Origin of the sequence: Frigoribacterium sp. CFBP9029, from assembly GCF_034045305.1 — a bacterium.
Classification (GTDB): domain Bacteria; phylum Actinomycetota; class Actinomycetes; order Actinomycetales; family Microbacteriaceae; genus Frigoribacterium.
Genome location: NZ_JAXCWB010000007.1, coordinates 1 through 23,120 on the forward strand (window position 1 = coordinate 1; position 23,120 = coordinate 23,120).

General features: G+C 70.7%; 22 protein-coding genes. 4 read left to right on the plus strand and 18 right to left on the minus strand.

Translation table 11 applies throughout. The annotated features are described in order from the left end of the window. Positions 1-76: 76 nt before the first annotated feature. Positions 77-1,462, minus strand: coding sequence for a glycine--tRNA ligase (locus tag SOM11_RS10385; protein ID WP_243216380.1), 1,386 nt, complete (start codon positions 1,460-1,462; stop codon positions 77-79). 79 nt (positions 1,463-1,541) lie between these two features. Then, positions 1,542-2,612 carry an aminotransferase class V-fold PLP-dependent enzyme gene (locus SOM11_RS10390; RefSeq protein WP_320477965.1) on the minus strand — a complete coding sequence of 357 codons (1,071 nt, stop codon included), beginning with the start codon at positions 2,610-2,612 and terminating at the stop codon, positions 1,542-1,544. A gap of 81 nt (positions 2,613-2,693) precedes the next feature. Between SOM11_RS10390 and SOM11_RS10395 the strand changes: the two genes are divergently transcribed. Next, positions 2,694-3,644 (plus strand): LysR family transcriptional regulator, encoded by a 951-nt coding sequence (locus SOM11_RS10395; RefSeq protein ID WP_243216382.1) that lies wholly within the window; start codon positions 2,694-2,696, stop codon positions 3,642-3,644. Between the two features lie 33 nt (positions 3,645-3,677). Next, a complete protein-coding gene (locus tag SOM11_RS10400; protein WP_192057934.1) occupies positions 3,678-4,331 on the plus strand; it encodes a hypothetical protein in 654 nt (217 codons plus the stop codon). A gap of 94 nt (positions 4,332-4,425) precedes the next feature. Here the strand turns inward: SOM11_RS10400 and SOM11_RS10405 are convergent, their stop codons facing one another. Together SOM11_RS10405 and recO are read right to left on the minus strand one after the other, a co-directional pair. Continuing rightward, positions 4,426-5,220, minus strand: coding sequence for an isoprenyl transferase (locus SOM11_RS10405; RefSeq protein ID WP_192057935.1), 795 nt, complete (start codon positions 5,218-5,220; stop codon positions 4,426-4,428). Then, on the minus strand, positions 5,217-6,008 hold the full coding sequence (gene recO, locus SOM11_RS10410; RefSeq protein ID WP_320477966.1) for a DNA repair protein RecO: 792 nt from the start codon (positions 6,006-6,008) through the stop codon (positions 5,217-5,219). The genes SOM11_RS10405 and recO overlap by 4 nt, the downstream gene beginning before the upstream one ends. A gap of 34 nt (positions 6,009-6,042) precedes the next feature. Between recO and SOM11_RS10415 the strand changes: the two genes are divergently transcribed. Beyond that, a complete protein-coding gene (locus SOM11_RS10415) occupies positions 6,043-6,705 on the plus strand; it encodes a trimeric intracellular cation channel family protein (protein WP_192057937.1) in 663 nt (220 codons plus the stop codon). A 490-nt stretch (positions 6,706-7,195) separates the two neighbouring features. Here the strand turns inward: SOM11_RS10415 and leuA are convergent, their stop codons facing one another. The 11 genes from leuA to hrcA form a co-directional block, all read right to left on the minus strand. Beyond that, positions 7,196-8,953, minus strand: a complete 1,758-nt coding sequence (gene leuA, locus SOM11_RS10420; protein WP_192057938.1) for a 2-isopropylmalate synthase — start codon at positions 8,951-8,953, stop codon at positions 7,196-7,198. Between the two features lie 211 nt (positions 8,954-9,164). Beyond that, complete coding sequence (locus SOM11_RS10425; protein ID WP_308196255.1) at positions 9,165-9,833, minus strand: response regulator transcription factor; 669 nt, start codon at positions 9,831-9,833, stop codon at positions 9,165-9,167. Further along, the gene (locus SOM11_RS10430) at positions 9,830-11,098 is read right to left on the minus strand and encodes a sensor histidine kinase (RefSeq protein ID WP_192057940.1); all 1,269 of its coding nucleotides are present in this window, start codon (positions 11,096-11,098) and stop codon (positions 9,830-9,832) included. Before SOM11_RS10430 ends, SOM11_RS10425 begins: the two co-directional genes overlap by 4 nt. Before the next feature lie 96 nt (positions 11,099-11,194). Then, positions 11,195-12,139: a GTPase Era gene (gene era, locus SOM11_RS10435; protein WP_192057943.1), complete on the minus strand. Its 945-nt coding sequence runs from the start codon at positions 12,137-12,139 to the stop codon at positions 11,195-11,197. After that, positions 12,136-13,488, minus strand: a complete 1,353-nt coding sequence (locus SOM11_RS10440) for a hemolysin family protein (protein WP_243216058.1) — start codon at positions 13,486-13,488, stop codon at positions 12,136-12,138. The genes era and SOM11_RS10440 overlap by 4 nt, the downstream gene beginning before the upstream one ends. Before the next feature lie 7 nt (positions 13,489-13,495). Continuing rightward, positions 13,496-13,957, minus strand: a complete 462-nt coding sequence (gene ybeY, locus SOM11_RS10445; protein WP_192057945.1) for an rRNA maturation RNase YbeY — start codon at positions 13,955-13,957, stop codon at positions 13,496-13,498. Then, on the minus strand, positions 13,954-15,096 hold the full coding sequence (locus SOM11_RS10450) for a PhoH family protein (protein ID WP_414655459.1): 1,143 nt from the start codon (positions 15,094-15,096) through the stop codon (positions 13,954-13,956). The genes ybeY and SOM11_RS10450 overlap by 4 nt, the downstream gene beginning before the upstream one ends. Further along, complete coding sequence (locus SOM11_RS10455; protein WP_192057949.1) at positions 15,086-15,487, minus strand: histidine triad nucleotide-binding protein; 402 nt, start codon at positions 15,485-15,487, stop codon at positions 15,086-15,088. The genes SOM11_RS10450 and SOM11_RS10455 overlap by 11 nt, the downstream gene beginning before the upstream one ends. Before the next feature lie 116 nt (positions 15,488-15,603). Then, positions 15,604-16,335, minus strand: a complete 732-nt coding sequence (locus SOM11_RS10460; RefSeq protein WP_320477967.1) for a 16S rRNA (uracil(1498)-N(3))-methyltransferase — start codon at positions 16,333-16,335, stop codon at positions 15,604-15,606. A 2-nt stretch (positions 16,336-16,337) separates the two neighbouring features. Then, the gene (dnaJ, locus tag SOM11_RS10465) at positions 16,338-17,453 is read right to left on the minus strand and encodes a molecular chaperone DnaJ (protein WP_320477968.1); all 1,116 of its coding nucleotides are present in this window, start codon (positions 17,451-17,453) and stop codon (positions 16,338-16,340) included. A 77-nt stretch (positions 17,454-17,530) separates the two neighbouring features. Next, positions 17,531-18,553, minus strand: coding sequence for a heat-inducible transcriptional repressor HrcA (gene hrcA, locus SOM11_RS10470; RefSeq protein WP_192057956.1), 1,023 nt, complete (start codon positions 18,551-18,553; stop codon positions 17,531-17,533). A gap of 143 nt (positions 18,554-18,696) precedes the next feature. Here hrcA and SOM11_RS10475 point away from each other — a divergent pair, with 143 nt between their 5' ends. Beyond that, entirely contained in the window at positions 18,697-19,170 is a 474-nt protein-coding gene (locus SOM11_RS10475; RefSeq protein WP_320477969.1) for a DUF4870 domain-containing protein, read from the plus strand. An 86-nt stretch (positions 19,171-19,256) separates the two neighbouring features. Here the strand turns inward: SOM11_RS10475 and hemW are convergent, their stop codons facing one another. From hemW to lepA, 3 genes are read right to left on the minus strand one after another with little or no spacing between them, the layout of a single operon-like run. Continuing rightward, on the minus strand, positions 19,257-20,483 hold the full coding sequence (hemW, locus tag SOM11_RS10480; RefSeq protein ID WP_320477970.1) for a radical SAM family heme chaperone HemW: 1,227 nt from the start codon (positions 20,481-20,483) through the stop codon (positions 19,257-19,259). Positions 20,484-20,485: 2 nt separating this feature from the next. Then, positions 20,486-21,241 (minus strand): DUF1990 domain-containing protein, encoded by a 756-nt coding sequence (locus tag SOM11_RS10485; RefSeq protein WP_320477971.1) that lies wholly within the window; start codon positions 21,239-21,241, stop codon positions 20,486-20,488. Positions 21,242-21,245: 4 nt separating this feature from the next. Further along, positions 21,246-23,096: a translation elongation factor 4 gene (gene lepA, locus SOM11_RS10490; protein WP_192057963.1), complete on the minus strand. Its 1,851-nt coding sequence runs from the start codon at positions 23,094-23,096 to the stop codon at positions 21,246-21,248. Between the last annotated feature and the right edge of the window lie 24 nt (positions 23,097-23,120).

The window sequence follows — 23,120 nt, forward strand, 5'->3', positions numbered from 1 at the left end:
CGCGGGGGCGCCGGCCGCGGGGGCCGCGGGGGCGGCAGGGCGGCGGGGGCAGGCCGGGCCCGCCCCCGCGCGACCGCTAGCTGCCGAGCAGCTGCTCGGCCAGGTACCCGCGCAGCTGCGCCAGCGGCATCCGCTGCTGCTCCATGGTGTCGCGCTCGCGCACCGTGACCGCGTCGTCGTCCAGCGAGTCGAAGTCGACGGTGACGCAGAACGGCGTGCCGATCTCGTCTTGACGGCGGTAGCGGCGGCCGATGGCGCCGGCGTCGTCGAAGTCGATGTTCCAGTACTTGCGCAGGTCGGCGGCGAGCTCGCGTGCCAGCGGCGAGAGCCGTTCGTTGCGGCTCAGCGGCAGCACGGCCACCTTGATCGGCGCCAGCCGACGGTCGAGCTTCAGCACGGTGCGCTTGTCGACGCCGCCCTTGGCGTTGGGCGCCTCGTCTTCGGTGTACGCGTCGACCAGGAACGCCATGAGCGAGCGGGTCAGACCGGCCGCCGGCTCGATGACGAACGGGGTCCAGCGCTCGTTCTTGGCCTGGTCGAAGTACGAGAGGTCTTTGCCCGAAGCGGCGGCGTGGGTCTTGAGGTCGTAGTCGGTGCGGTTCGCGACGCCCTCGAGCTCGCCGAACTCGCCGCCCGCGAAGCGGAAGCGGTACTCGATGTCGACGGTGCGCTTGGAGTAGTGCGACAGCTTCTCGGCGGCGTGCTCGTACAGGCGGAGGTTCTCGGGGTCGATGCCGAGGTCGACGTACCACTGGAAGCGCTGGTCGATCCAGTACTGGTGCCATTCTTCGTCGGTGCCGGGCTCGACGAAGAACTCCATCTCCATCTGCTCGAACTCGCGGGTGCGGAAGATGAAGTTGCCGGGGGTGATCTCGTTGCGGAAGCTCTTGCCGATCTGGCCGATGCCGAACGGGGGCTTGATGCGCGACGACTGCAGGATGTTGTCGAAGTTCGTGAAGATGCCCTGCGCGGTCTCGGGGCGCAGGTACGCCATGCCCTGCTCGTTGTCGACCGGGCCGAGGAACGTCTTGAGCAGACCCGAGAAGTTCTGCGGCTCCGTCCACGAGCCGGGCTGGCCGGTCTCGGGGTCGCGGACGTCGGCGAGGCCGTTCTCCGGCGGGTGGCCGTGCTTGGCCTCGTAGGCCTCGAGCAGGTGGTCGGCCCGGTAGCGCTTGTGGGTGTGCAGCGATTCGACGAGCGGGTCGCTGAAGACCTCGACGTGCCCCGAGGCCTCCCACACCTGACGCGGCAGGATGACGGCCGAGTCGAGCCCGACCACGTCGTCGCGCCCCTGCACCATCGTCTGCCACCACTGGCGCTTGATGTTCTCCTTCAGCGCCACGCCGAGGGGCCCGTAGTCCCACGCCGACCGGGACCCGCCGTAGATCTCTCCCGACTGGAAGACGAACCCGCGGCGTTTGGCCAGGGCGATGACGGAATCGAGACGGTTGGGTGCTGCCACGTGTGATGCTCCGATTGTGTTGAGGCCCGAGCTGGATGCCCGGTCGGCCGAGGTACCCGGCAACTCTAGCCGCCGCCCCTCAGGCGCGGAGCGCCCGCACGACCGCCTCGACGTCCTCCTCGTCGTTCCAGAGGTGGAACGCGATCCGGACCCGACCGGCGCGCCCCGACGCCGTCAGCCCCGCCGCGGCGAGCGACACGAGGTCGGCCCCCGGGTCCACCCAGGTGACGATCGCCTGGCCCTGCCGCGGCAGGTCGAGTCGGTCGCAGAGCAGATCGCCCAGGCCGGAGGCGCGGCGCCAGACCTCGGCCGTGTCGAGCGACGCGAGGGCCCGCAGCGCCGGCAGAGCCCCGACCCACGCGGGCCAGGCCGGCGACACGTCGAATGCGCGGGCGTCCGACGCGAGCTCCATGGTCGGCCCGTAGCACGACCCCCAGACCGACTCCCCCGCGTACCACCCCGCCTGAACCGGCCGGAGGCGCGGCGCGGCGCTCTCGGACACCGTCAGGAACGCCGCCCCTCGCGGACTGCACAGCCACTTGTACCCGTGGCACACCGTCAGGTCGTACCGCCCGGCGTCGATCGGCAGCACCCCCGCGGCCTGGGTCGTGTCGCAGAGCGTGAGCGCACCGTGCCGCCCCGCCGCGGCGACGATCGCCCGGTCGTCGGCCACGGCGCCCGTCGCCGACTGGATCGCCGACCAGGCCACCAGCCAGGTCGCCGCCGAGACCGACGACGCGAGCTCGGCGAGCGGCACGCTCCGCACCCGCACGCCGCGATGCCGCTGCTGAAGGAAGGGGAAGACCATCGAGCTGAAGTCGCCGTCGACGCAGAGCACCTCGGCGCCGTCGGGCACGGCGGCCGCGACGACGGCGACCATCGCCGACGTCTGGGAGCCGATGGCGACGCGAGAGGCGGGGACGGCGACGAGCGCGGCGTAGGCGACCCGCGCCTCCTCGACGACCGCTCCGTACTCGATCGGCGAGGTGCCGCCCGTCCGCCACGACTCGAGGTCGAGGCGCTGGGCCTCGAGCGTCGCGAGCATCGGCAGACCCATCGTGCAGGCCGCGAGGTAGCCGGTGCGGGGCGCGAACGACCGCGTCGCCTCGACGAGAGCGGGCGACCAGGAGGAGCGGGTCGAGTCGGTCATGCCCCCAGACTCCTCGCCCCGCACCCCCAAGACAACCACCGATATCGTGTCGATCGCATAACCCCGGGTTATGGTTCAGGCATGAGCGACGACCTCGACCTGCAGACGCTCCGCGTGGTGCGGGCCCTCGCCGACACGGGCACGATCACCGCCGCGGCCGCCCGGCTGGGCTACAGCCAGCCCGCCGTGAGTCAGCATCTGCGCCGCGCCGAGGCCCGTGTCGGGCACCCGCTGGTGCTCCGCACGGGACGCGGCGTCACCCTCACCGAGGCCGGCGCCCGTCTCGCCGAGCACGCCGTGCACGTGCAGGCCGCCCTCGACGCCGCCCGGCAGGAGCTCGACCGGCTCGGCGGGGCCGCCTCGGGACGCGTGCGACTGACCGGGTTCCCCAGCGCCTCCTCGACCATCGTGCCCGACGTGCTCGCGCGACTCCGGCACGAGCACCCGGGTCTGCAGGTGACCTACGTCGAGGCCGAGCCGCCCGAGGCCCTCGCGGCGCTCCGCGACGGCACGGCCGACGTCGCCCTGGTCTTCAGCCACCCCGGGTCGACCACCGCCGGCCGCGATCTCGACGGGCTCAGCGAACGCGACGTGTACCTCGACCGCACCGTGCTGGTGCTGCCCGCCGACCACCCGTTCGCCGACGGGTCGCCCTTCGCCGACCTCGCCGACGAGCGGTGGATCGGCGGCTGCCCCCGGTGCCGCGGGCACCTCCTCGCGACCTGCGCGGCCGAGGGCTTCGCGCCCGAGATCGTGCTGGAGACCGACAACGCGCTGGCTGTGCTCGGGCTCGTCGCCGCGCGCATGGGCGTCGCCCTGCTGCCGAGGCTCTCGCTGCAGGCCGCGGCGCTGCCGAGCGCCGTCCGCGTGGTCGACCTGCCCGACCAGATGGGGCGTCGCATCGCCGTCGTGCACCGGCCCGGTGCCCGGCGGGTGCCCAGCGTCCGTGCGCTCACCGGGGCGATCGCGGCTCTCGACCCGCGCCTCCACGGCCTCACCGCCCTGAGCGGCCCCCGATCGGACGCGGGTTAGGCTGACCGGACGACTTCGGGAAGGTGTCTGCACGTGCGGAGAAGAGTGCTCGCCTCGGCGGCCGTGGTCGTCACCACGCTCGTGGCCCTGACCGGCTGCTTCGCCGACCTCGACTCGCTCGAGCCGGTCGGCGGCGGACCTTCCGGAGGCGCGGCGACGGCTCCCCCGCAGCCCCAGGTCACCGGGGCGCCCGGCACCGGCGGCGGCACCGCACCCGACGACCTCGCGCCCGGCGGCACGCTGCTCAACCAGGTCAACTACAGCGACCTCACGATCTACATCTACGACGTCGGCCGCCTGACGACGGAGGCGCCGTCGATCTACGCGCGCCCCGACGGCACCGACCCCTACCCGACCGGCACGGAGGTCGTCGCGACCGCCTACGTGCTGACGAACAACTCGCAGCAGCGTCTCGACCTCACCGATCTCAGCGCCGACTACTCGTCGTACGGCAACGACCTCGCGACCCAGGACGTCTTCGCGGGCCGCGACCTGCTCACCGGCCTCGGGTACGAGACCGAGCTCGACGCGCAGTTCCCCGCCGATGCGGCGACCTGGTACCTGCTGCCGGGCGAGTCAGTCGTGTTCGCCAACGCGTGGTTCCACCGCGACGCAGACGGGCCGTTGACGCTGCAGTTCCTCTGGCCGGCCGAGCGGATCTTCCTGGGCGCGAACATCCAGTTCTGAGGCCGGGCGGGTCGCCGGCGCACCTGACCGTCGACGCGTCTGGCCGTCGGGTGGTCGGCGCGTCAGGCGGTCGGTGCGCCGGGTGGTCGGCGCGTCAGGCGGTCGGCGCGTCGATCGCCCCGCCGAAGCGCCGCGACCGGGCGGCGTAGGTCGTGACGGCCTCCCACAGGTCGGTGCGCGTGAAGTCGGGCCACAACCGGTCGAGGAACACCATCTCGGCGTAGGCCGACTGCCAGAGCAGGAAGTTGCTCGTCCGCTGCTCGCCCGAGCTGCGGACGAAGAGGTCGACGTCGGGCAGATCGGCCGTGTAGAGGTGCTTCTGGATGAGCTTCTCGCTCACGCCGGAGGGCTTGATGCGACCCGCCGCGACGTCTTCGGCGATGGCCCGGACGGCGTCCGCGATCTCCGTGCGACCGCCGTAGTTGACGCACATCGTGAGGGTCAGCACGTCGTTGCCGCGGGTGAGCTCTTCCGCGTACTGCAGCTCTTTGATCACCGAGCCCCAGAGCCGGGGTCTGCGGCCGGCCCAGCGGACACGGACGCCCCACGCGTTCAGCTGGTCGCGCCTCCTGTGCAGGACGTCGCGGTTGAAGCCCATCAGGAACCGCACCTCGTCGGGCGAGCGCTTCCAGTTCTCGGTCGAGAACGCGTAGACGCTGAGGTGCTTGACGCCCATCTGGATCGCCCCGGCGACGACGTCGAGCAGCGACATCTCGCCCGCCTTGTGGCCCTCCACCCGGGTGAGGCCCCTGCCGTTCGCCCACCGGCCGTTGCCGTCCATGACGATGGCCACGTGCCCGGGCACCGCGCCCTTCGGCAGCTCGGGAGGGTGGACGCCCGTCCAGTCGAGGGGTCGGTAGTCGGCCGCGTCGCGGTGCGTCTTCTTCACGGATGCCCTCCTGGGAGCGGGGTGCGGCCCGTCGGGGCCGAGGCGGTCACGGCGGCTCTCGCCGGCTCGCGATCCACGTGCTGGAGCGAACGGAGTCCCCGTTCGAGATGCCACTGGGTGTACGCCGCCACGACGCCGCTGGCCTGGTTGCGCGTGCCCTCGGGCGCGGCGTCGGCGACCGTCCAGTCTCCCGTGAGCAGCGCCGACAACAGGGCCAGCGCCTCCTCGGTCAATCGGGGCGACCCGGGAGGCGCGTGGTCGTCCGCCACCACCCCGCCGAGCTGCACGACGAACGCCGAATGCGGTCCCGGCGCGCCCGTGACCGCGCAGTCGCCGAAGCTGGGCGACCACCCCGCCACGCTCAGCGCCCGGAGGAGGTACGAGTCGAGCGTCAGCTGCGGCGCGTGCTCGGCGCGCGACAACGACCGGAGCGCACCGACCAGCAGGAGGTACTGCTGCAGACCCGCCTCGGCCTCCGTCAGCTTGTCGGCGGTCTCGACCATGACGCTGCCCGCCGTGTAGCTCGCGTAGTCACCCGCGATCACCGCCCCGTACGAGCCCAGCGACTCGGCCTGCTGCACGATGTCGAGCGAACGGCCCTCGTAGAGCTGCAGGTCGGCTACCATCATCGGCTCGAGACGGGCGCCGAACTTCGAGGCCGTGCGGCGGACGCCCTTCGCGACGGCCCGGATCTTGCCGTGGTTGCGGCTGAGCATCGTGAGGATGCGGTCGGCCTCGCCCAGCTTGTGGGTGCGCAGGATGACGCATTCATCGCGGTAGACGGGCACCCCTCCAGTATCCCCCGCGTGGTACAAACGTCGGATGCACGCCACAGCCTTCGCCGTACCTCTGTGGGTGGATCTTCTCGCGGTGGGCATCGGGAGCCTGCAGGGCGCCATGTTCGCCTCCGAGTTCAAAGACCGACGTCTCGATCTGCTCGGCGTCGCCATCATCGGCATCGCGACCGGGCTCGGCGGCGGCGTGCTGCGCGACGTGCTGCTCGGCGTCGTGCCCCGTGCCATGTCGAGCAACTGGTACCTGCTGGTGGCCGTGCTGGCGGCGATCCTCGGCATGGCGCTGCAACGCGTGTTCGACCGGCTGGCGGGCGTCATCACGGTGCTGGACGCCCTCACGATCGGGCTGCTGGGGGCCATCGGGTCGACCAAGGCGCTCGCCATGGGGATTCCGGAGATCCCCGCCGTGTTCGTGGGGGTGATCGCAGCCGTGGGCGGGTCGGTGCTGCGCGACCTCCTGATGAACCTCACGATCGCGATGATGCACGTGGGGTCGCTCTACGCGGTCGCGGCGGCCGCGGGCACCGGAGTGCTCGTCGTCGCCGTGAGCTTCGGCGCCCCCGTCGCCGTCGCCGCCGTCGTGGGCACCTCGGTGACGCTGGTCATCCGCATGCTCGCGGTGCGATTCGGCTGGACCCTGCCCGAGCAGCGCGCCCTCAGCAGGCTGCCCCGCTGGCGCCGCCCCCGCTGAGGCCCGGGGCCCGCCGGTCCCCCGCCGCCCCGCCGCCCTGCTGCCCTGCTGCCCTGCGGCACCGCGGCCCCGCCGCCGACCCGCGCCGCTACCCCGCTGCGTCGCCCCGCTACCCCGCGGCCCCGGTGCCCCGCGCCGACCCGCGCCTCCTCTCGCAGCTCGCGGGACAGCTACCCCGCGGCGTCGGCAACTCCTGCTCCTCGCGTCGGCCGGCGTCAGCACCTCGGCGTGTCGGCGTCTCGACCGCAGACGACCGGAGTTGCCGACCGTGGCCGACCGTTGAGCAGGCCGGCGCGGCGTGCCGCAGCCCCGAGCAACGCATCTTCCGGGCGGGCCCACGCGCCGACAACTCCTGCTCCGTGCAGCGATCCAGCCGCAGAGGCACCGTACGGGGCGGTGCATCCGCAGGAGGCAGGAGTTGCCGACACGGGAGCGTGCGACGGCAGGGTGGACCGACGACGAGCGGTGCGGCGGCGGAGAAGGCGGCAGCTCAGGCGGAGGCGAGCTGGCGTGCCTCGACCCCGCGGAGCGCGCGATTCACCGCCGAGACGATCGCCTTCAGCGACGCCGTCGAGATGTCGGCGTCGATGCCCACACCCCAGAGGCGCGTCCCGTCGACGTCCAGCTCGACGTAGGCCGCGGCCTGCGCGTCGCCGCTCGCGCTGAGCGTGTGCTCGACGTAGTCGTACAGCTTGACGCCGACTCCATGCGCCTCGAGGACGGAGATGAACGCGGCGATCGGCCCCGTGCCTCGTCCCGTGGTCGACTCGACGTCGTCGCCGATGCGCAGGTCGACGTCGAGCGCGGTCTCGCCGGTCAGGTCGCTCGACGTGCGGGTGCGGGTGAGCTCGAAGCGGCCCCACTTGTCGTCGGTCGAGTCGGCCGGCAGGTACTCGTCGCGGAAGATCGACCAGATGTTCGCGCTGGTCATCTCACCGCCTTCTTCGTCCGTGCGCGCCTGGACGACGCCGCTGAACTCGATCTGCAGCTTGCGGGGCAGATCGATGGCGTGGTCGGCCTTCAGCAGATAGGCGACGCCGCCCTTGCCGGACTGCGAGTTGACGCGGATGACCGCCTCGTAGCTGCGACCGAGGTCTTTCGGGTCGACCGGCAGATACGGCACGGCCCAAGGCAGCTCGTCGACCGATACTCCGGCGGTCTCGGCCTCGGCGGCCATCGCCTCGAAGCCCTTCTTGATGGCGTCCTGATGCGAACCGGAGAACGCCGTGTAGACCAGGTCGCCGGCCCACGGGCTCCGCTCGTGGACGGGCAGCTGGTTGCAGTGCTCGGCGGTGCGCTTGACCATGTCGAGATCGCTGAAGTCGATCTGCGGGTCGATCCCCTGCGTGAACAGGTTGATGCCCAGCGCGACGAGGTCCACGTTGCCGGTCCGCTCGCCGTTGCCGAAGAGGCACCCCTCGATGCGGTCCGCGCCGGCGAGGTAGCCCAGCTCGGCGGCGGCGATCCCGGTGCCGCGGTCGTTGTGCGGGTGCAGAGACAGGATGACGCTGTCGCGACGGGCGAGACGGCGGTGCATCCACTCGATCGAGTCGGCGTACACGTTCGGGGTCGCCATCTCGACGGTGGCCGGCAGATTGATGATCACGGGCCGAGCGGGCGTCGCGTCGAAGGCCTCGATGACCTGGTTGCAGATGTCGAGGGCGAAATCGAGCTCGGTGCCCGTGTAGCTCTCGGGCGAGTACTCGTAGAAGACCGCGGTCTGCGGGATGCTCTTCTCGGCTTCGAGACACAGCCGGACGCCCTCCAGCGCGATGTCGATCACACCCTGCCGGTCGGTGCGGAACACGACGTCGCGCTGCAGGGCGCTGGTCGAGTTGTACAGGTGCACGATCGCCTGCTTCGCCCCGGCGATGGACTCGTAGGTGCGCGCGATGAGGTGCTCACGCGCCTGCGTCAGCACCTGGATCGTGACGTCGTCGGGGATCGCGCCCTCGTCGATCAGGCTGCGCACGAAGTCGAAGTCGGTCTGCGAGGCGCTGGGGAACCCGACCTCGATCTCCTTGTAGCCCATGCCGACCAGCAGATCGAACATGATGCGCTTGCGCTCGGGGCTCATCGGGTCGATCAGCGCCTGATTGCCGTCGCGCAGATCTACGGCGCACCAGCGCGGAGCCTCGGTGATTCGGGCGGACGGCCACGTGCGGTCGGGCAGATCGACGGCGAACTGCTCGTGGAACGGGCGGTACTTGTGGATCGGCATGGCCGACGCGGTCTGGGTGTTCTTCATGGTCTCGAGCTCCTGGGCTTGCCGACAGTGTCAGCGCTTCGTTGGTCAGCCGACGACGAACTCCGCGACGAGGGAGGCCTGGGCTAGGACTCGTCGCGGCAGCTAAGGAGGAGCAGACCGAACAGCACAGGTCGAGGCTAGCACCGCCGCCCGGATCGGAGAGACCGAGGAGGCGCGCGATGGTCCGCCCGCCGCCCCGGTCTCGAGGCCGTCACTTCGTCAGGCCGTGCTCGTAGGCGTAGACGACGAGCTGCACGCGGTCGCGCAGCGACAGCTTCGACAGGACCCGGCTGATGTGCGTCTTGACGGTGGCCTCGCTGAGGAACTCGCGTGTCGCGATCTCGGAGTTGCTGAGGCCGCGGGATGCGAGGTCGAAGATGTCCCGCTCGCGGGTCGTCAGCGAGCGGAACGCCTCGGGCACGGCCCGGGAGCCACGGCCGTCGAAGTGCTCGAAGAGCTCCCGAGTGGCCGAGGCGGCGATGACGGCGTTGCCCGAGTGGACGGTGCGGATGGCGGCGAGGAGGAACTCGGGATCGGCGTCTTTCAGGACGAAGCCGCTCGCGCCTCCTCGGATCGCCCTGGTCGCCGCCTCGTCGAGATCGAAGGTCGTGAGGACGATGATGCGCGGGGGCTTGCGGACGGCCTGCTCGGCCTGCGCCAGCACGGCCGACGTCGCGGCGATGCCGTCCATGACGGGCATGCGGATGTCCATGAGGACGACGTCTGGCGTGGTCTCGGCGACCATGGCCACGCCCTCTTCGCCGTTGCTCGCCTCGCCGACGAAGACCAGGTCGGGCTGCGACCCCACGAGCATCTTGATGCCGGCACGGAACAGGGCCTGGTCGTCGACGAGCGCGACGCGGATGGGAGTGGGAGTCACCGGGCGAGACCTACTTCTTGTGTGAGTGCCGAGGTCGGCACGATGGCGTGGACGACGAAGCGGCCGTCGGCGTTCTGGGTGGTCAGCGAGCCGCCGGCGAGCGTCGCGCGCTCGCGCATGCCGTCGAGTCCGTGGCCGCCGCGGCGCTCTTCGCCGGGTGGCGTCGTGGGCACCGGACGGGTCAGGGGCCGCACCACGTTGCTGATGAGCAGGTGGAGGGACTCGTACCGCCAGTCGAAGACCAGCTCGACGACCTCGTCGACCGCCCCGTGCCGCAGCACGTTGGTCAGAGACTCCTGCACGATGCGGAAGACGGCCAGCTGCCGGTTCGTTCCGAGCTGCTGCGGCTCCCCCACGACCCGGTGGTCGATGCGGAGTCCGGAGGCGCGCATCTGCTCGAGCAGCCTGTCGAGGTCGCCGAGAGCGGGCTGCGGCGCCTCGTCCTGGCTGTGGCGCAGCTGCCCGAGGAGGACGCGGACGTCGCCGAGGGCCTCGCGCGCCGTCGAGGCGATCGTCGTCAGCGCGTCGTCGACGCTCGTGGGGTCGACCTTGGCGGCGTACCGAGCGCCGTCCGCCTGAGCGATGACGACAGCGAGGGAGTGCGCCACGACGTCGTGCATGTCACGCGCGATCCGGTTGCGCTCCTGCTCGACGGCGATGTCGCGCTCGGCTCGGGCTGCCTCCCGCTCAGCTCGAGCGGCGTCCCCCTCGGCGCGGATGGTCTCGCGCTCGGCGACCAGGCGGGCCTCGCGGCTCGTGCGCTCGGCGGAGCGCGAGCGGGCGAGCAGACCGCCGGCCCACGGAAGCCCCAGCAGCGCGAGCAGCCCGAGGAACGTGATGCCGACCTGCAGCATGATGCGGACGACGTCCGTGATGCCGCTCACGTCGTAGGAGACTCCGAAGATCGTCGTCTGCACGAAGGTCAGGTAGAACGTGCCGACGGCCGCGCCCACCACGAGCGACACCAGACCCAGCCACTTGAGCCGGTCGGTGCCGTACGCGGCGACCGTGTAGAGGATCACGCAGATGGCGATGTTGCTGACGTCGGGGGTCGTCCGCGCGAGCATCTCGCCGATGGCGACCACCCAGGCGATCGAGAGAGCGAGACTCGGCGACAACCGGCGCACGGCGAGGGCCACCGCGAGCCCGAGAGCCACGACGCCGGTGAACGAGTCGTTGGAGATGAGCAGCGCCGCACCGAAGAGCACGACACCCGACGCGGCGTCCACCACCAGCTGGTAGGGGGCGAGGCGACGGAAGAGCACGGGACTACCGTACGGCCCGTCGGGTCGCTTCACGAGCGGGCGCACGGACCTCGCGACGGGCGACGGAGGCGGGTCATCCTGTGGAGGGACCTCCGATCAGAAGCCGAGGCGCCCGAGCAGCTTCGGGTCGCGCTGCCAGTCTTTGGCCACCTTGACCCGGATGGACAGGAACACCTGCTTGCCGACGAGCGGCTCGATCTGGGCTCGAGCCCGTTCGCCCACCTCGCGGAGACGCTGACCGCCCTTGCCGATGACGATGGCCTTCTGGCTGTCGCGCTCGACGAAGAGGTTCGCGTAGATCTCGAGCAGGTCTTTGTCGTCGCGCTCGACCATGTCGTCGATCGTGACGGCCAGCGAGTGCGGCAGCTCGTCTTGGACGCCCTCGAGCGCCGCCTCACGGACGTACTCCGCGACGCGATCCTCGAGTCCCTCCTCGGTGACCGCGTCGGAGGGGTAGAGCGGCTGCGATCGGGGCATCAGCTTGATCAGCTCCGTCGCGAGGACGTCGAGCTGAACGTCTGTGACGGCCGACAGCGGGATGATGGCCTCCCAGTCGCGGAGACGGCTGACGGCGAGGAGCTGCTCTGCCACCGCCGGCCGGGAGGTCGTGTCCACCTTGGTGACGATGGCCACCTTCTTGGCCCGCGGGAACGCGTCGAGCTGCTCGTTGATGTACTTGTCGCCGGGTCCGATCTTCTCGTCGGCGGGCACGCAGAAGCCGATGACGTCGACGTCGCCGAGGGTGGTCTGCACCACGTCGTTGAGACGCTCGCCGAGCAGGGTGCGGGGTCGGTGCATGCCCGGGGTGTCGACGAGCACCAGTTGACCGTCGGCGTGGTGGACGATGCCTCGGATCGCTCGACGGGTCGTCTGCGGCTTGGACGAGGTGATCGCGACCTTCTGACCGACCAGCGCGTTCGTCAGCGTGGACTTCCCGACATTGGGGCGACCGACGAACGAGACGAAGCCCGCCCGGTAGTTCGAGCCGGGCTCGGGCCGGGTGGGGTCGATGGCCTGTGTCGGGTCGTCGGGGGTCGTCATGCGGTTTCCTTCGCGGAGCGGTTCGAGATGCGGTGCGGGGTGAGGTCGGGGTCGTGCTCGACGAGACCGGAGGCAGGATCCGTGCCGTCGGAGGCGACGACCGGGTTCCGTTCGACGAGGACCGTCTGGAGGTCGTGTCGGCGCCCCTCGGTGCGGTCGGCCGTCAGAGTCAGCCCGGAGACGGTCACGACGGACCCCTTCTCGGGCAGTCGCCCGAGCGTCTTGGTGAGCAGCCCGCCGACCGAGTCGACGTCGTCGTCGTCGAGGTCGAGACCGAAGAGGTCGCCGAGCTCGTCGACGGGCATGCGGGCGCTGACGCGGAAGACGCCGTCGGCCACCTCGCGGTGCGGTGCGACCTCGCGGTCGTACTCGTCGCTGATGTCTCCGACGAGCTCCTCGATGAGGTCTTCGAGGGTCACCAGGCCGGCGATGCCGCCGTACTCGTCGACGACCATCGCGAGGTGGTTCTTGTCGAGCTGCATCTGCCTCAGGGTGTCGTCGGCCTTCTTCGACTCGGGGACGAACGCCGCGGGCCGGGCGAGGGAGCCGACGAGGGCGTCGTCGTCGCCGACGTGCTCGTGCAGCCGACGGGCGAGATCGCGTAGGTAGACGACGCCCACGACGTCGTCGTTGTCGCGACCGACGACGGGCACCCGGGAGACACCGCGACCGAGGAACAGACTCATCGCGGAGCCGACGGTGGCCGTCGCCTCGATGGTGACCATGTCGGTGCGGGGCACCATGACCTCGCGGACGACGGTGTCGCTGAACTCGAAGATCGAGTGGATGAGCTCGCGGTCGTCCTCTTCGAGCACGTCGAGCTCGGTCGCCTCGTCGACCATGCTGAGCAGCTGCTCTTCGGACGAGAACGACGAGCTGGCCGGACGACCCGGGGTGACGCGGTTGCCGACGGCGACGAGCGCGTCGGCGACGGGGCCGAGCACCACTCGCACGAGACGGACGAACCCCGCCGTCGCGACGACCAGACCGCGTGCGTGGGCCCTCCCGACGCTGCGCGGGCTGGAGCCGACGAGCACGAACGACACCACGGTCATGATGAGAGCGGAGAGCAGCAACGCCACCCACCAGCGATCGACACTGAAGGCGAAGGCCAGCGACACCAGGACCGCAGCGGACGTCTCGGCGACGACCCGGACGAAGTTGACGGCGTTGACGTGCGCACCGGTGTCGACCGCGATCGCCAGCAGCGCCCTGCGACTGCGGGGCGACTGCTCGGCCTCGTCGGTGAGATCGGCCCGGCTGAGGACGCCGAGGGCCGAGTCGATGGCGGCGAGGAGACCGCCGGCGACCACCAGGACGACGGCCACGATGACGAACACGGTGACCATCACCGGGTCACCGCCGCTCGTCTGCGCCGGCGAAGGCGGCGAGGATCTCGCGTTGCAGGCCGAACATCTCGCGCTCGTCGTCCGGTTCGGCGTGATCGAAGCCGAGCAGGTGGAGGATGCCGTGGCAGGTCAGCAGCTGCATCTCGTCGAGCGGGCTGTGACCCGCGGTCGCCGCCTGAGCGACGGCGACCTGCGGGCAGACCACGATGTCGCCGAGCAGACCGGCCGGGGTCGGGTCCTCTTCGGTGCCGGGCCGCAGTTCGTCCATCGGGAAGCTGAGGACGTCGGTGGGGCCGGGCTCGTCCATCCACTGGACGTGCAGCTGCTCCATCGCGGCCTCGTCGACGAAGACGATCGCGAGCTCGGCCTCGGGGTGGACGTGCATCTGATCGAGTGCGAACGTCGCCAGACGCTGGATGGCGGCCTCGTCGACCTCGACACCCGACTCGTTGTTGACCTCGATGCTCATCGGGTTCCTCTCTCGGACGGACGGTTCTCGGACTGCCGGTCGCGAGGTGCCCCGGAGCCGTAGCCGGGATCGGTGCGGGTGGCGGCCGGCGCGGCCGACGCCGTGCCCGACGCCTCGGAGCGGGCGAACTGCTGCGCCTGCCGTTCGGCGTCGAACGTCGTGTAGGCGTCGACGATGCGACCCACGAGGGTGTGCCGCACGACGTCGTCGCTGGTCAGCCTGGAGAAGTGGATGTCGTCGATCCGATCGAGCACCCGCGTGACCAGCTGCAGGCCGCTCGCCCCGGTGGGCAGATCGATCTGCGTGACGTCGCCGGTGATGACCATCTTCGAGCCGAAGCCGAGTCGGGTCAGGAACATCTTCATCTGCTCGGGCGTGGTGTTCTGGGCCTCGTCGAGCACGACGAAGGCGTCGTTGAGCGTGCGCCCGCGCATGTACGCCAGCGGAGCCACCTCGACGGTGCCCGCTGCGAGCAGCTTGGGCACGATCTCAGGGTCCATCATCTCGTTCAGGGCGTCGTAGAGCGGCCGGAGGTACGGGTCGATCTTGTCGGTGAGCGTGCCGGGGAGGAACCCGAGCCGCTCGCCCGCCTCGACGGCCGGCCGGGTGAGGATGATGCGCTGCACCTCGCGGCGCTGCAGGGCCTGCACCGCCTTCGCCATCGCCAGGTAGGTCTTGCCGGTGCCGGCCGGACCGATGCCGAACGTGATCGTGTGCTCGTCGATCGCGTCGACGTACTCGCGCTGACCGGGGGTCTTGGCGCGGATCGGCTTGCCCTTGCCCGACACGATGGGGTCGCCGAACATGGCGGAGGGCGTGCTCTGACCGGCGTCGAGCACCCGCGCGGAGGTCTCGACCTCGGCGGGGGCGAGATCGTGCCCGCCGCGCACCATGGCCACGAGCTCGTCGACCAGGCCGCGCGCACGGCGGACCGGGTCCGCGGGGCCCTCGAGCACGACCTCGTTGCCTCGGACGAGCACGCGCACGTCGGGGTACTGCTTCTCGACGGTCTTGAGCAGGCGGTCTTGCGGACCGAGCAGCTGCACCATGGCCACGCCGTCGACCTGCATGTCGACGCGGACGATGTCGGCGGCGTCGTCGCCGCGGGGCTCGGAGGGGCGAGTGTCGCTAGTGGGCAAGGGTGCCTTCCTGGAGGGGGCCGCCCAGGACGTGGGCGTGGACATGGAAAACGGTCTGGCCGGCGGACTCGCCGGTGTTGAAGATCAGTCGGAACGACGAGCCGTCGAACCGCCGACCCTCGGCGTCATGGAACACCGCCGGGTCGGCGGCGAGGGCGGACGCGGTCGAGACGAGCTCGGCGAGAAGGGCGGGATCGCCCGCAGCGAGCTCGACGACGTCTCGGTACGACGACGTCTTGGGGACGACCAGGAGGTGCACCGGCGCCTGGGGCTGGATGTCTCGGAAGGCGATGAGCCGGTCGTTCTCGAAGACGATGTCTGCGGGGATCTCACGCGAGACGATGCGGCTGAAGACGCTCGGCTCGGCGTCGGGGTTCTGCTGATCGGACATGGACGCCATCGTACCGGCGACCCCCGACACTTCGCCGGTCGAGGGGACGGCCGCAGCCGCAGGCACGGCCACGGTCCTGGCCGCAGCCGCAGGCACGGCCACGGGCGGCCGCAGGCCTACCAGCGCCCGAGCCGAACGCTGAGCACGGCGATCGCCGCCGGCCCGGCCGTCGACGTGCGCAGCACGGAGTCGCCCAGCCGCACCGGGGTCGCCCCCGCGGCCGCGAGCGTCTCGAGCTCGTCGGGCGAGATCCCGCCCTCGGGCCCGACGACCACCAGCACCGAGGAGGCGCCGGTCAGGTCGACCGCGGAGAGCGCGACCTCGGCGCTCGGCTCGAGCACGAGCACCCGCGCGCCGCCGGCCCGGGCCGCGATCGCCTTCGTCGTGGCGAGGCCGCCGACCTCGGGGCCCCAGGCGCGGACGGCCTGCTTGGTGGCCTCGCGGGTGATGGCGCGCCACCGGGTCAGCCCCTTCTCGATCTTGGGGCCCTCCCAGCGCGAGACGCTGCGCGCCGCCGCCCAGGGCACGACCTCGTCGACCCCGAGCTCCGTCGCCGCCTGGACGGCGAGCTCGTCGCGGTCCCCCTTGGCGAGGGCCTGCACGAGACCGAGCGTCACCACGGGGCGCGGGTGGTGCGCGACGGACTCGGTGAGCATGACGACGAGGTCGGCCCGCGCCTCCTGCACGATCCCCTCGGCGACGAGCCCTCGACCGTTGCCGACCCGCAGCGGGTCGCCGACCCGCAGGCGGCTGACGGTCACCGCGTGCCGCGCCTCCGCGCCGGTCAGGACGACGTCGCCGCCGACCGACGCGTCGTCGAGCGACTCGACGAGGTACGAGTGCGCCACGATCAGAAGTTCAGGAACCGGTCGCGCAGCTTGCCGAAGAGCCCCTGCTGGAACTGCGACAGCTCGGGCCCCTGACCGCGGCGACCCGACGCGAACTTCTCGATGAGCTCGCGCTCTTTATGGCTGAGCTTGGTCGGGGTCACCACCTGGACGCCGATCTTCAGGTCGCCCCGGCCGGTGCCGCGCAGCTTGGTGATGCCGCGGTCGCGGATGGTGATGATGTCGGCGCTCTGGGTGCCGGGCTTGATCTCGAGCTCGACCTCGCCGTCGATGCCGGACAGCGTCGTCGACGTGCCGAGGATCGCGTCGGCCATCTGCACCTCGAGCGTCGCCAGCAGGTCGTCGCCGTCGCGGCTGTAGGTGTCGTGGTGCTTCACCTTGACCTCGAGGTAGAGGTCTCCGTTCGGACCGCCGGCCTGACCGACCTCGCCCTGGCCGGGCAGCTGCAGTCGGAGCCCCGTGTCGACGCCCGCGGGGATGTCGATCGGGATGGTGCGGCGGGCACGGACGCGACCCTGCCCCTGGCAGGTGGCGCAGGGGTTGGGGATGACCGTGCCGTAGCCGCGGCAGGTGCCGCAGGGGCTCGACGTCATGACGTTGCCGAGCAGCGAGCGGACGGTGCGCTGGATCTGACCCGATCCGTTGCAGATGTCGCAGGTCTGCGGCGAGGTGCCGGGCGCGCAGCACGAGCCGTTGCAGGTCTCGCAGAGCACGGCCGTGTCGACCTCGATGTCGCGCTGCGTGCCGAAGACGATGTCGTCGAGCTCGACCTCGAGGCGCAGCAGCGCGTCCTGACCGCGCTCGCGCCGCGATCGCGGGCCCTGCCGCTGACCGCCGCCCCCGCCGCCGAAGAACGCGTCGAAGATGTCGCCGAAGCCCGCCGCGCCGCCGCCGCCCCCGCCGCCGAACCCGGCCTGCGGGCCGAGGTCGTAGCGCTCGCGCTGCTGGGGGTCGCTCAGGACGTCGTAGGCGTGGGTCACGTCTTTGAAGCGCTCGGAAGCGTCGGCGCTCGGGTTCACGTCGGGGTGCAGCTCGCGGGCGAGTCTGCGGTACGCCTTCTTGATCTCTTCGGGCGTCGCCGACCGGTCGACTCCGAGCACGTCGTAATGATCTGCCACTTGTTTCGTCTACCTCTTGGTGTCGTAGCTGGAAGTTGGGGGGAAGAAGGGGAGGCCGAGGAGGCGCGGGTCGGGTCTCAGCGCTCGGCGAGCGTCGACGACAGGTAGCGGGCCACCGCGCGGACGGCCGCCATGTTCGACGAGTAGTCCATCCGCAGGGGGCCGAGCACGCCGATGCGGGCGATCTCGCTGCCCGACGAGGTGTAGCCGCTCGCCAGGACCGAGGTCTGCGCGAGCCCGAACGAGGCGTTCTCGCGCCCGATGCTGGCCACCACGTCGACGGCGTCGAGTTGCATCTCGCCGAAGAGCCGGAGCAGCGCGACCTGTTCTTCGATGGCCTCGAGCACAGGATAGAGGTTGCCGCTGAAGTCGTCGCCGGTACGGACGAGATTCGCCGCGCCCGACATGACGAGACGGTCCTGGCGCCCCGCGGCCAGCTGTTCGACGAGGCTCGCGACGACGCGCCGCACGATGGCGGCGAGGTCGGGCCGGAAGCGCTCCGGCAGGTCGCTGAGCGATCGGGCGGCGTCGCTGAGCGCGGCGCCCCCGACGACGGCGTTGACCGACGCCCGCAGCTCGGAGAGGAACACCTCGTCGACGGGCGTGGGCAGATCGATCAGGCGCTGCTCGACCTGGCCGCTGTCGGTGATGAGGACGGTCATCACCCGCGTCTCGCCGAGACTGACCAGCTCGATGTGCCGCACGCGTGCGCGCGAGAACGAGGGGTACTGCACCAGCGCGACCTGGTTGGTCAGCTGCGAGAGGAGTCGGACCGTCCGCCCGAGGACCTCGTCGAGATCGGTCGAGTCGCCGAGGAAGGTCTCGATGGCCTGACGCTGCGCCGAGGTGAGCGGACGCAGATCGGCCAGCTCGTTGACGAAGAGACGGTAGCCCTTGTCGGTCGGGACCCGACCCGACGACGTGTGAGGCGCCGTGATCAGCTCCTCCTCTTCGAGGAGGGCCATGTCGTTGCGGATCGTCGCGGCCGACACGCCGAACTGGTGCCGCTCGACGATCGACTTCGAGCCGACGGGCTCACGGGAGGCGACGTAGTCGTGCACGATGACACGGAGGACTTCGAGTCCGCGTTCCGAGACCACGACGCACCTCTCTTCCGACTGTCTGGCACTCGCCGTACCAGACTGCCAATCCTACGTCACGTGCGCCACGCGACCTACACGCGGCGCACTCGGCATCCGGAGCTCCCTACTGCCCGCGGGGTGGTCTGCCCTAGGGTGAGGCCATGACCGACATGCCTCCTTCGCAACCGAACGACCCCCGCGCGGGCCAGCAGCCCTTCGGCCAGCAGCCGAACGGCCAGCCGCCCTACAGCCAGCAGCCGAACGGCCAGCCGCCCTACGGTCACCAGGGGCAGCCGTCCATCCCGCCGATGCGTCCGGAGGACGAGAAGCTCTGGGCGACGCTGATCCACCTCGGCGGCATCCTGTTCTGGATCGTCCCCGCGCTGGTGGGCTACCTCGTCTTGAAGGACCGCGGCCCGTTCATCCGCGAGCACACCCGTGCCGCCCTGAACTTCCAGATCACCATGGCCATCGTGCTGGTCGCGTCGGGTCTGCTCAGCGTCATCATCATCGGGGCCATCACCGGCTTCGCCGCCGGCGTCGTCATCGTGATCTTCTCGATCATCGCCGCCGTCGCCGCCAACCGCGGCCAGTACTACAAGTACCCGCTGACGTTCGAGTTCATCAAGAACTGACGCACGGCACCGAATGAAGGGCGCACCTCCTGAAGGAGGCGCGCCCTTCGTCGTCTGCGGAGCTCGCGACGGTCGCGGGGCCGGCTCTACGACGGCAGGAGTCGGCGGACGACCGCGTCGGCCATGAGGCGGCCCTCGCGGGTCAGCACGACACGCCCCTGGAGGGCGGGGCGACCCTCGACCCAGCCGTCGGCGATGAGCCCGGCGACGGCCTGACGACCGTCGTCGTCGAGTTCGGACACCGGCAGCCCCTCGCGGATCCGGACGCCGAGGAGGACCCTCTCGACCCGACGCGTCTCGTCGTCGAGCGTCTCGCGACCGGCGCCCGGCGACTGCTCGGCCGCCATGCGCTGCTGGTAGGCCGCCGGGTGCTTGACGTTCCACCAGCGGACTCCCCCGACGTGGCTGTGCGCGCCCGGGCCGATCCCCCACCAGTCGTGGCCCTGCCAGTAGGCGAGATTGTGCCGCGAGCGGTGGTCGACCCCGCGCGACCAGTTGCTCACCTCGTACCAGTCGTAGCCGTCGGCCGCGAGGCGGTCGTCGGCCACCTCGTACATGTCGGCCGCGAGGTCGTCGTCCGGCGTCGCGACCTCGCCGCGGCGGATCTGGCGGGCCAGCTTCGTGCCGTCCTCGACGATGAGCGCGTACGCCGAGAGGTGATCGGGCTGCTGCGCGATCGCGACGTCGAGGGAGCGCTTCCAGTCGTCGAGCGTCTCGCCGGGGGTGCCGTAGATCAGGTCGAGGCTGACGTCGAGGCCCGCCTCGCGAGCCCACTCGACGACGAGCGGGATGCGCTCGGGGTCGTGGGTGCGCTCGAGGGTCGCCAGCACGCTCGGCACGGCCGACTGCATGCCGAAGCTGACCCGGGTGAAGCCGGACGCCTTGAGCGCCCGGAGGTAGTCGGCGTCGACGCTGTCGGGGTTCGCCTCGGTGGTCACCTCGGCGCCGTCGACGAGACCCCAGGTGTCGACGACGGCGTGCAGCATCTCGGCCAGATCGGACTGCGGCAGCATCGTCGGCGTGCCGCCGCCGAAGAAGACGGTCGACGCGGGTCGAACCGGCAGTCCGGCCTCGGCGAGGACGCGACCGCCGAGCGCGACCTCGGCGACGGCCTGCCCGGCGTAGTCGTCGCGCTTGGCGCCGCGCAGCTCGTCGCCGGTGTACGTGTTGAAGTCGCAGTAGCCGCAGCGGACACGGCAGAACGGGACGTGCAGGTAGACGCCGAACTTGCGCTGGTCGGCCCCGGCGACGACGGACGACGGGAGACCGCCGTCGACGGGCGCGGGGTCGCCGAGCGGGAGGGTGCTCGGCACCCTCAGTCGTCCAGCCGACGGAGGGTCGGGTCTTCGGGGGCGGTCTCGGGCGACTCGGCCGCCGTGATCGCCGCGGCGTCGAGGTCCGTCTCGGGCTCGGGACCGGGCTCGTTGATCGACAGCGCCCGGAGGTAGCGACGCGTGTAGAGGGCCTGGGTGCGCTTCATGAACGGCTCGACGAGCTTCCAGCGGAGCGACGACGGACGCGAGAACGACCGGATCGAGAGCCAGACCGAGCCGTCGTCGGTCTGATCGACGATCCACGACTCCTCCCCGCTCTCGGGGTGCCCGTCGAGGGTGCCGTAGGCGAAGCCCTTGCGCGTGGGCTCGTCGATCACGTAGACCACCCGGACCGGTGCCTCCACCTTGCGCCCGTAGGCCTCGATGGTGAGCGTCGCAGTCGTCCCGGCCGTGAGCAGGGGCGTGCCGTCGGGGGCGAAGCGCGCCTCGTCGGGCGAGCGCGACCAGTGCGCCGGGTCGACGGGTGCGCCGTTCTCGTCGAAGGTGACGGGCGTGTAGCCGCCCTCCTCGAGGGGCGGGACGGCGTCGACCCGGACCTCGATGCCGCTGCGGCGCTGGATCTGCCAGGTCATCGTCGCGATCCAGGCCGCCTCGAACCGGGCATCGCCGTGACCGACGCGGGTGCGGTACTCGGCGGGTGTGAAGCCCGTCGGCGGGTACTGCATCAGGTCGGGGGCCTGCGTGGCCCCGACCTCGCCGTACGTCGTACGGGTCTCGGTGTACGTCGCGCGTCTCATGCGACTACTTCTTGTCTTTCTTCTCGGTGTCACCCGAGAGGGCGGCGATGAACGCCTCCTGCGGCACCTCGACACGACCGATGGTCTTCATGCGCTTCTTGCCCTCCTTCTGCTTCTCGAGCAGCTTGCGCTTTCGTGAGATGTCGCCTCCGTAGCACTTCGCGAGGACGTCCTTCCGCATGGCGCGAATGCTCTCGCGCGCGATGATGCGCGCTCCGATAGCGGCCTGGATGGGGACCTCGAACTGCTGACGGGGGATCAGCTCGCGGAGGCGCCCGGTCATCAGCACCCCGTAGGCGTACGCCTTGTCGCGGTGCACGATCGCGCTGAAGGCGTCGACCGTCTCGCCCTGCAGCAGGATGTCGACCTTGACGAGGTCCGCCTCCTGGTCGCCGATGGGCTCGTAGTCGAGGCTCGCGTAGCCGGCCGTCTTCGACTTGAGGCTGTCGAAGAAGTCGAACACGATCTCGCCGAGCGGGATCGAGTAGCGGATCTCGACCCGGTCTTCGCCGAGGTACTCCATGCCGAGCAGATTGCCGCGGCGCTGCTGGCAGAGCTCCATGATGACGCCGACGTAGTCTTTCGGCGCCAGGATCGCGGCCTTCACCATGGGCTCGCTGACGCTCGCGATCTTGCCCCCGGGGAACTCGCTCGGGTTCGTCACGGTGATGGTCTTCTTGTCGTCGGTCATGACCTCGTAGACGACGCTCGGGGCCGTGGTGATGAGGTCGAGGCCGAACTCGCGCTCGAGGCGCTCGGTGATGATCTCGAGGTGCAGCAGCCCCAGGAACCCGCAGCGGAAGCCGAAGCCGAGCGCGACGGACGTCTCGGGTTCGTAGACCAGCGCCGCGTCCGACAGCTTCAGCTTGTCGAGCGCCTCGCGGAGGTCGGGGTAGTCGCTGCCGTCGATCGGGTAGAGGCCCGAGTAGACCATCGGGAGGGGCTCGACGTAGCCGGCCAGCGCCTCCGTCGCGGGCTTCGCCGCCGTCGTGACGGTGTCGCCCACCTTCGAGAGCCGCACGTCTTTGACGCCGGTGATGAGGTAGCCGACCTCTCCGACGGAGAGCCCCTGACTCGGCGTGGGCTCGGGCGACGACACCCCGATCTCGAGGATCTCGTGCGTCGACTTCGTCGACATCATCTGGACCTTCTCGCGCGGGTTCAGCGTGCCGTCGATCATGCGGATGTAGGTCACGACCCCGCGGTAGCTGTCGTAGACCGAGTCGAAGATCATGGCGCGGGGCGAGGCGTCGAAGTCGCCCGTCGGCGACGGGATGCGGTCGACGACGCGGTCGAGCAGCTCTTCGACGCCCATGCCCGTCTTGCCGCTGACCCGCAGGACGTCGTCGGGGTCACCGCCGATCAGACCGGCCAGCTCGGCCGCGTACTTCTCGGGGTCGGCGGCGGGGAGGTCGATCTTGTTCAGGACGGGGATGATCTCGAGGTCGTTCTCGAGGGCGAGGTAGAGGTTCGCAAGCGTCTGAGCCTCGATGCCCTGCGCCGCGTCGACGAGCAGGATCGCGCCCTCGCAGGCCGCCAGCGATCGGCTGACCTCGTAGCTGAAGTCGACGTGCCCAGGGGTGTCGATCATGTTGAGGGCGAAGGTCTCGCCGTTGCGCTCCCATGGCATGCGGACGGCCTGGCTCTTGATCGTGATGCCGCGCTCGCGCTCGATGTCCATGCGGTCGAGGTACTGGGCGCGCATCGCGCGGTCTTCGACGACGCCGGTGATGCCCAGCATGCGGTCGGCCAGGGTCGACTTGCCGTGGTCGATGTGGGCGATGATGCAGAAGTTGCGGAGCGACGCGGGCGGTGTCGACGCCGGTTGCAGTGCACGGGAGGCTAGGGGGCTCACACGGTCCTCAGGGGGTGTTGGGCG

Bases quoted from the DNA above. Each gene is read 5' to 3' on its own strand.
- SOM11_RS10390 (WP_320477965.1), bottom strand. From the start codon at position 2,612: ATGACCGACTCGACCCGCTCCTCCTGGTCGCCCGCTCTCGTCGAGGCG.
- SOM11_RS10395 (WP_243216382.1), top strand. From the start codon at position 2,694: ATGAGCGACGACCTCGACCTGCAGACGCTCCGCGTGGTGCGGGCCCTC.
- SOM11_RS10415 (WP_192057937.1), top strand. From the start codon at position 6,043: ATGCACGCCACAGCCTTCGCCGTACCTCTGTGGGTGGATCTTCTCGCG.
- leuA (WP_192057938.1), bottom strand. From the start codon at position 8,953: ATGAAGAACACCCAGACCGCGTCGGCCATGCCGATCCACAAGTACCGC.
- era (WP_192057943.1), bottom strand. From the start codon at position 12,139: ATGACGACCCCCGACGACCCGACACAGGCCATCGACCCCACCCGGCCC.
- SOM11_RS10440 (WP_243216058.1), bottom strand. From the start codon at position 13,488: ATGGTCACCGTGTTCGTCATCGTGGCCGTCGTCCTGGTGGTCGCCGGC.
- ybeY (WP_192057945.1), bottom strand. From the start codon at position 13,957: ATGAGCATCGAGGTCAACAACGAGTCGGGTGTCGAGGTCGACGAGGCC.
- SOM11_RS10455 (WP_192057949.1), bottom strand. From the start codon at position 15,487: ATGTCCGATCAGCAGAACCCCGACGCCGAGCCGAGCGTCTTCAGCCGC.
- SOM11_RS10475 (WP_320477969.1), top strand. From the start codon at position 18,697: ATGACCGACATGCCTCCTTCGCAACCGAACGACCCCCGCGCGGGCCAG.
- SOM11_RS10485 (WP_320477971.1), bottom strand. From the start codon at position 21,241: ATGAGACGCGCGACGTACACCGAGACCCGTACGACGTACGGCGAGGTC.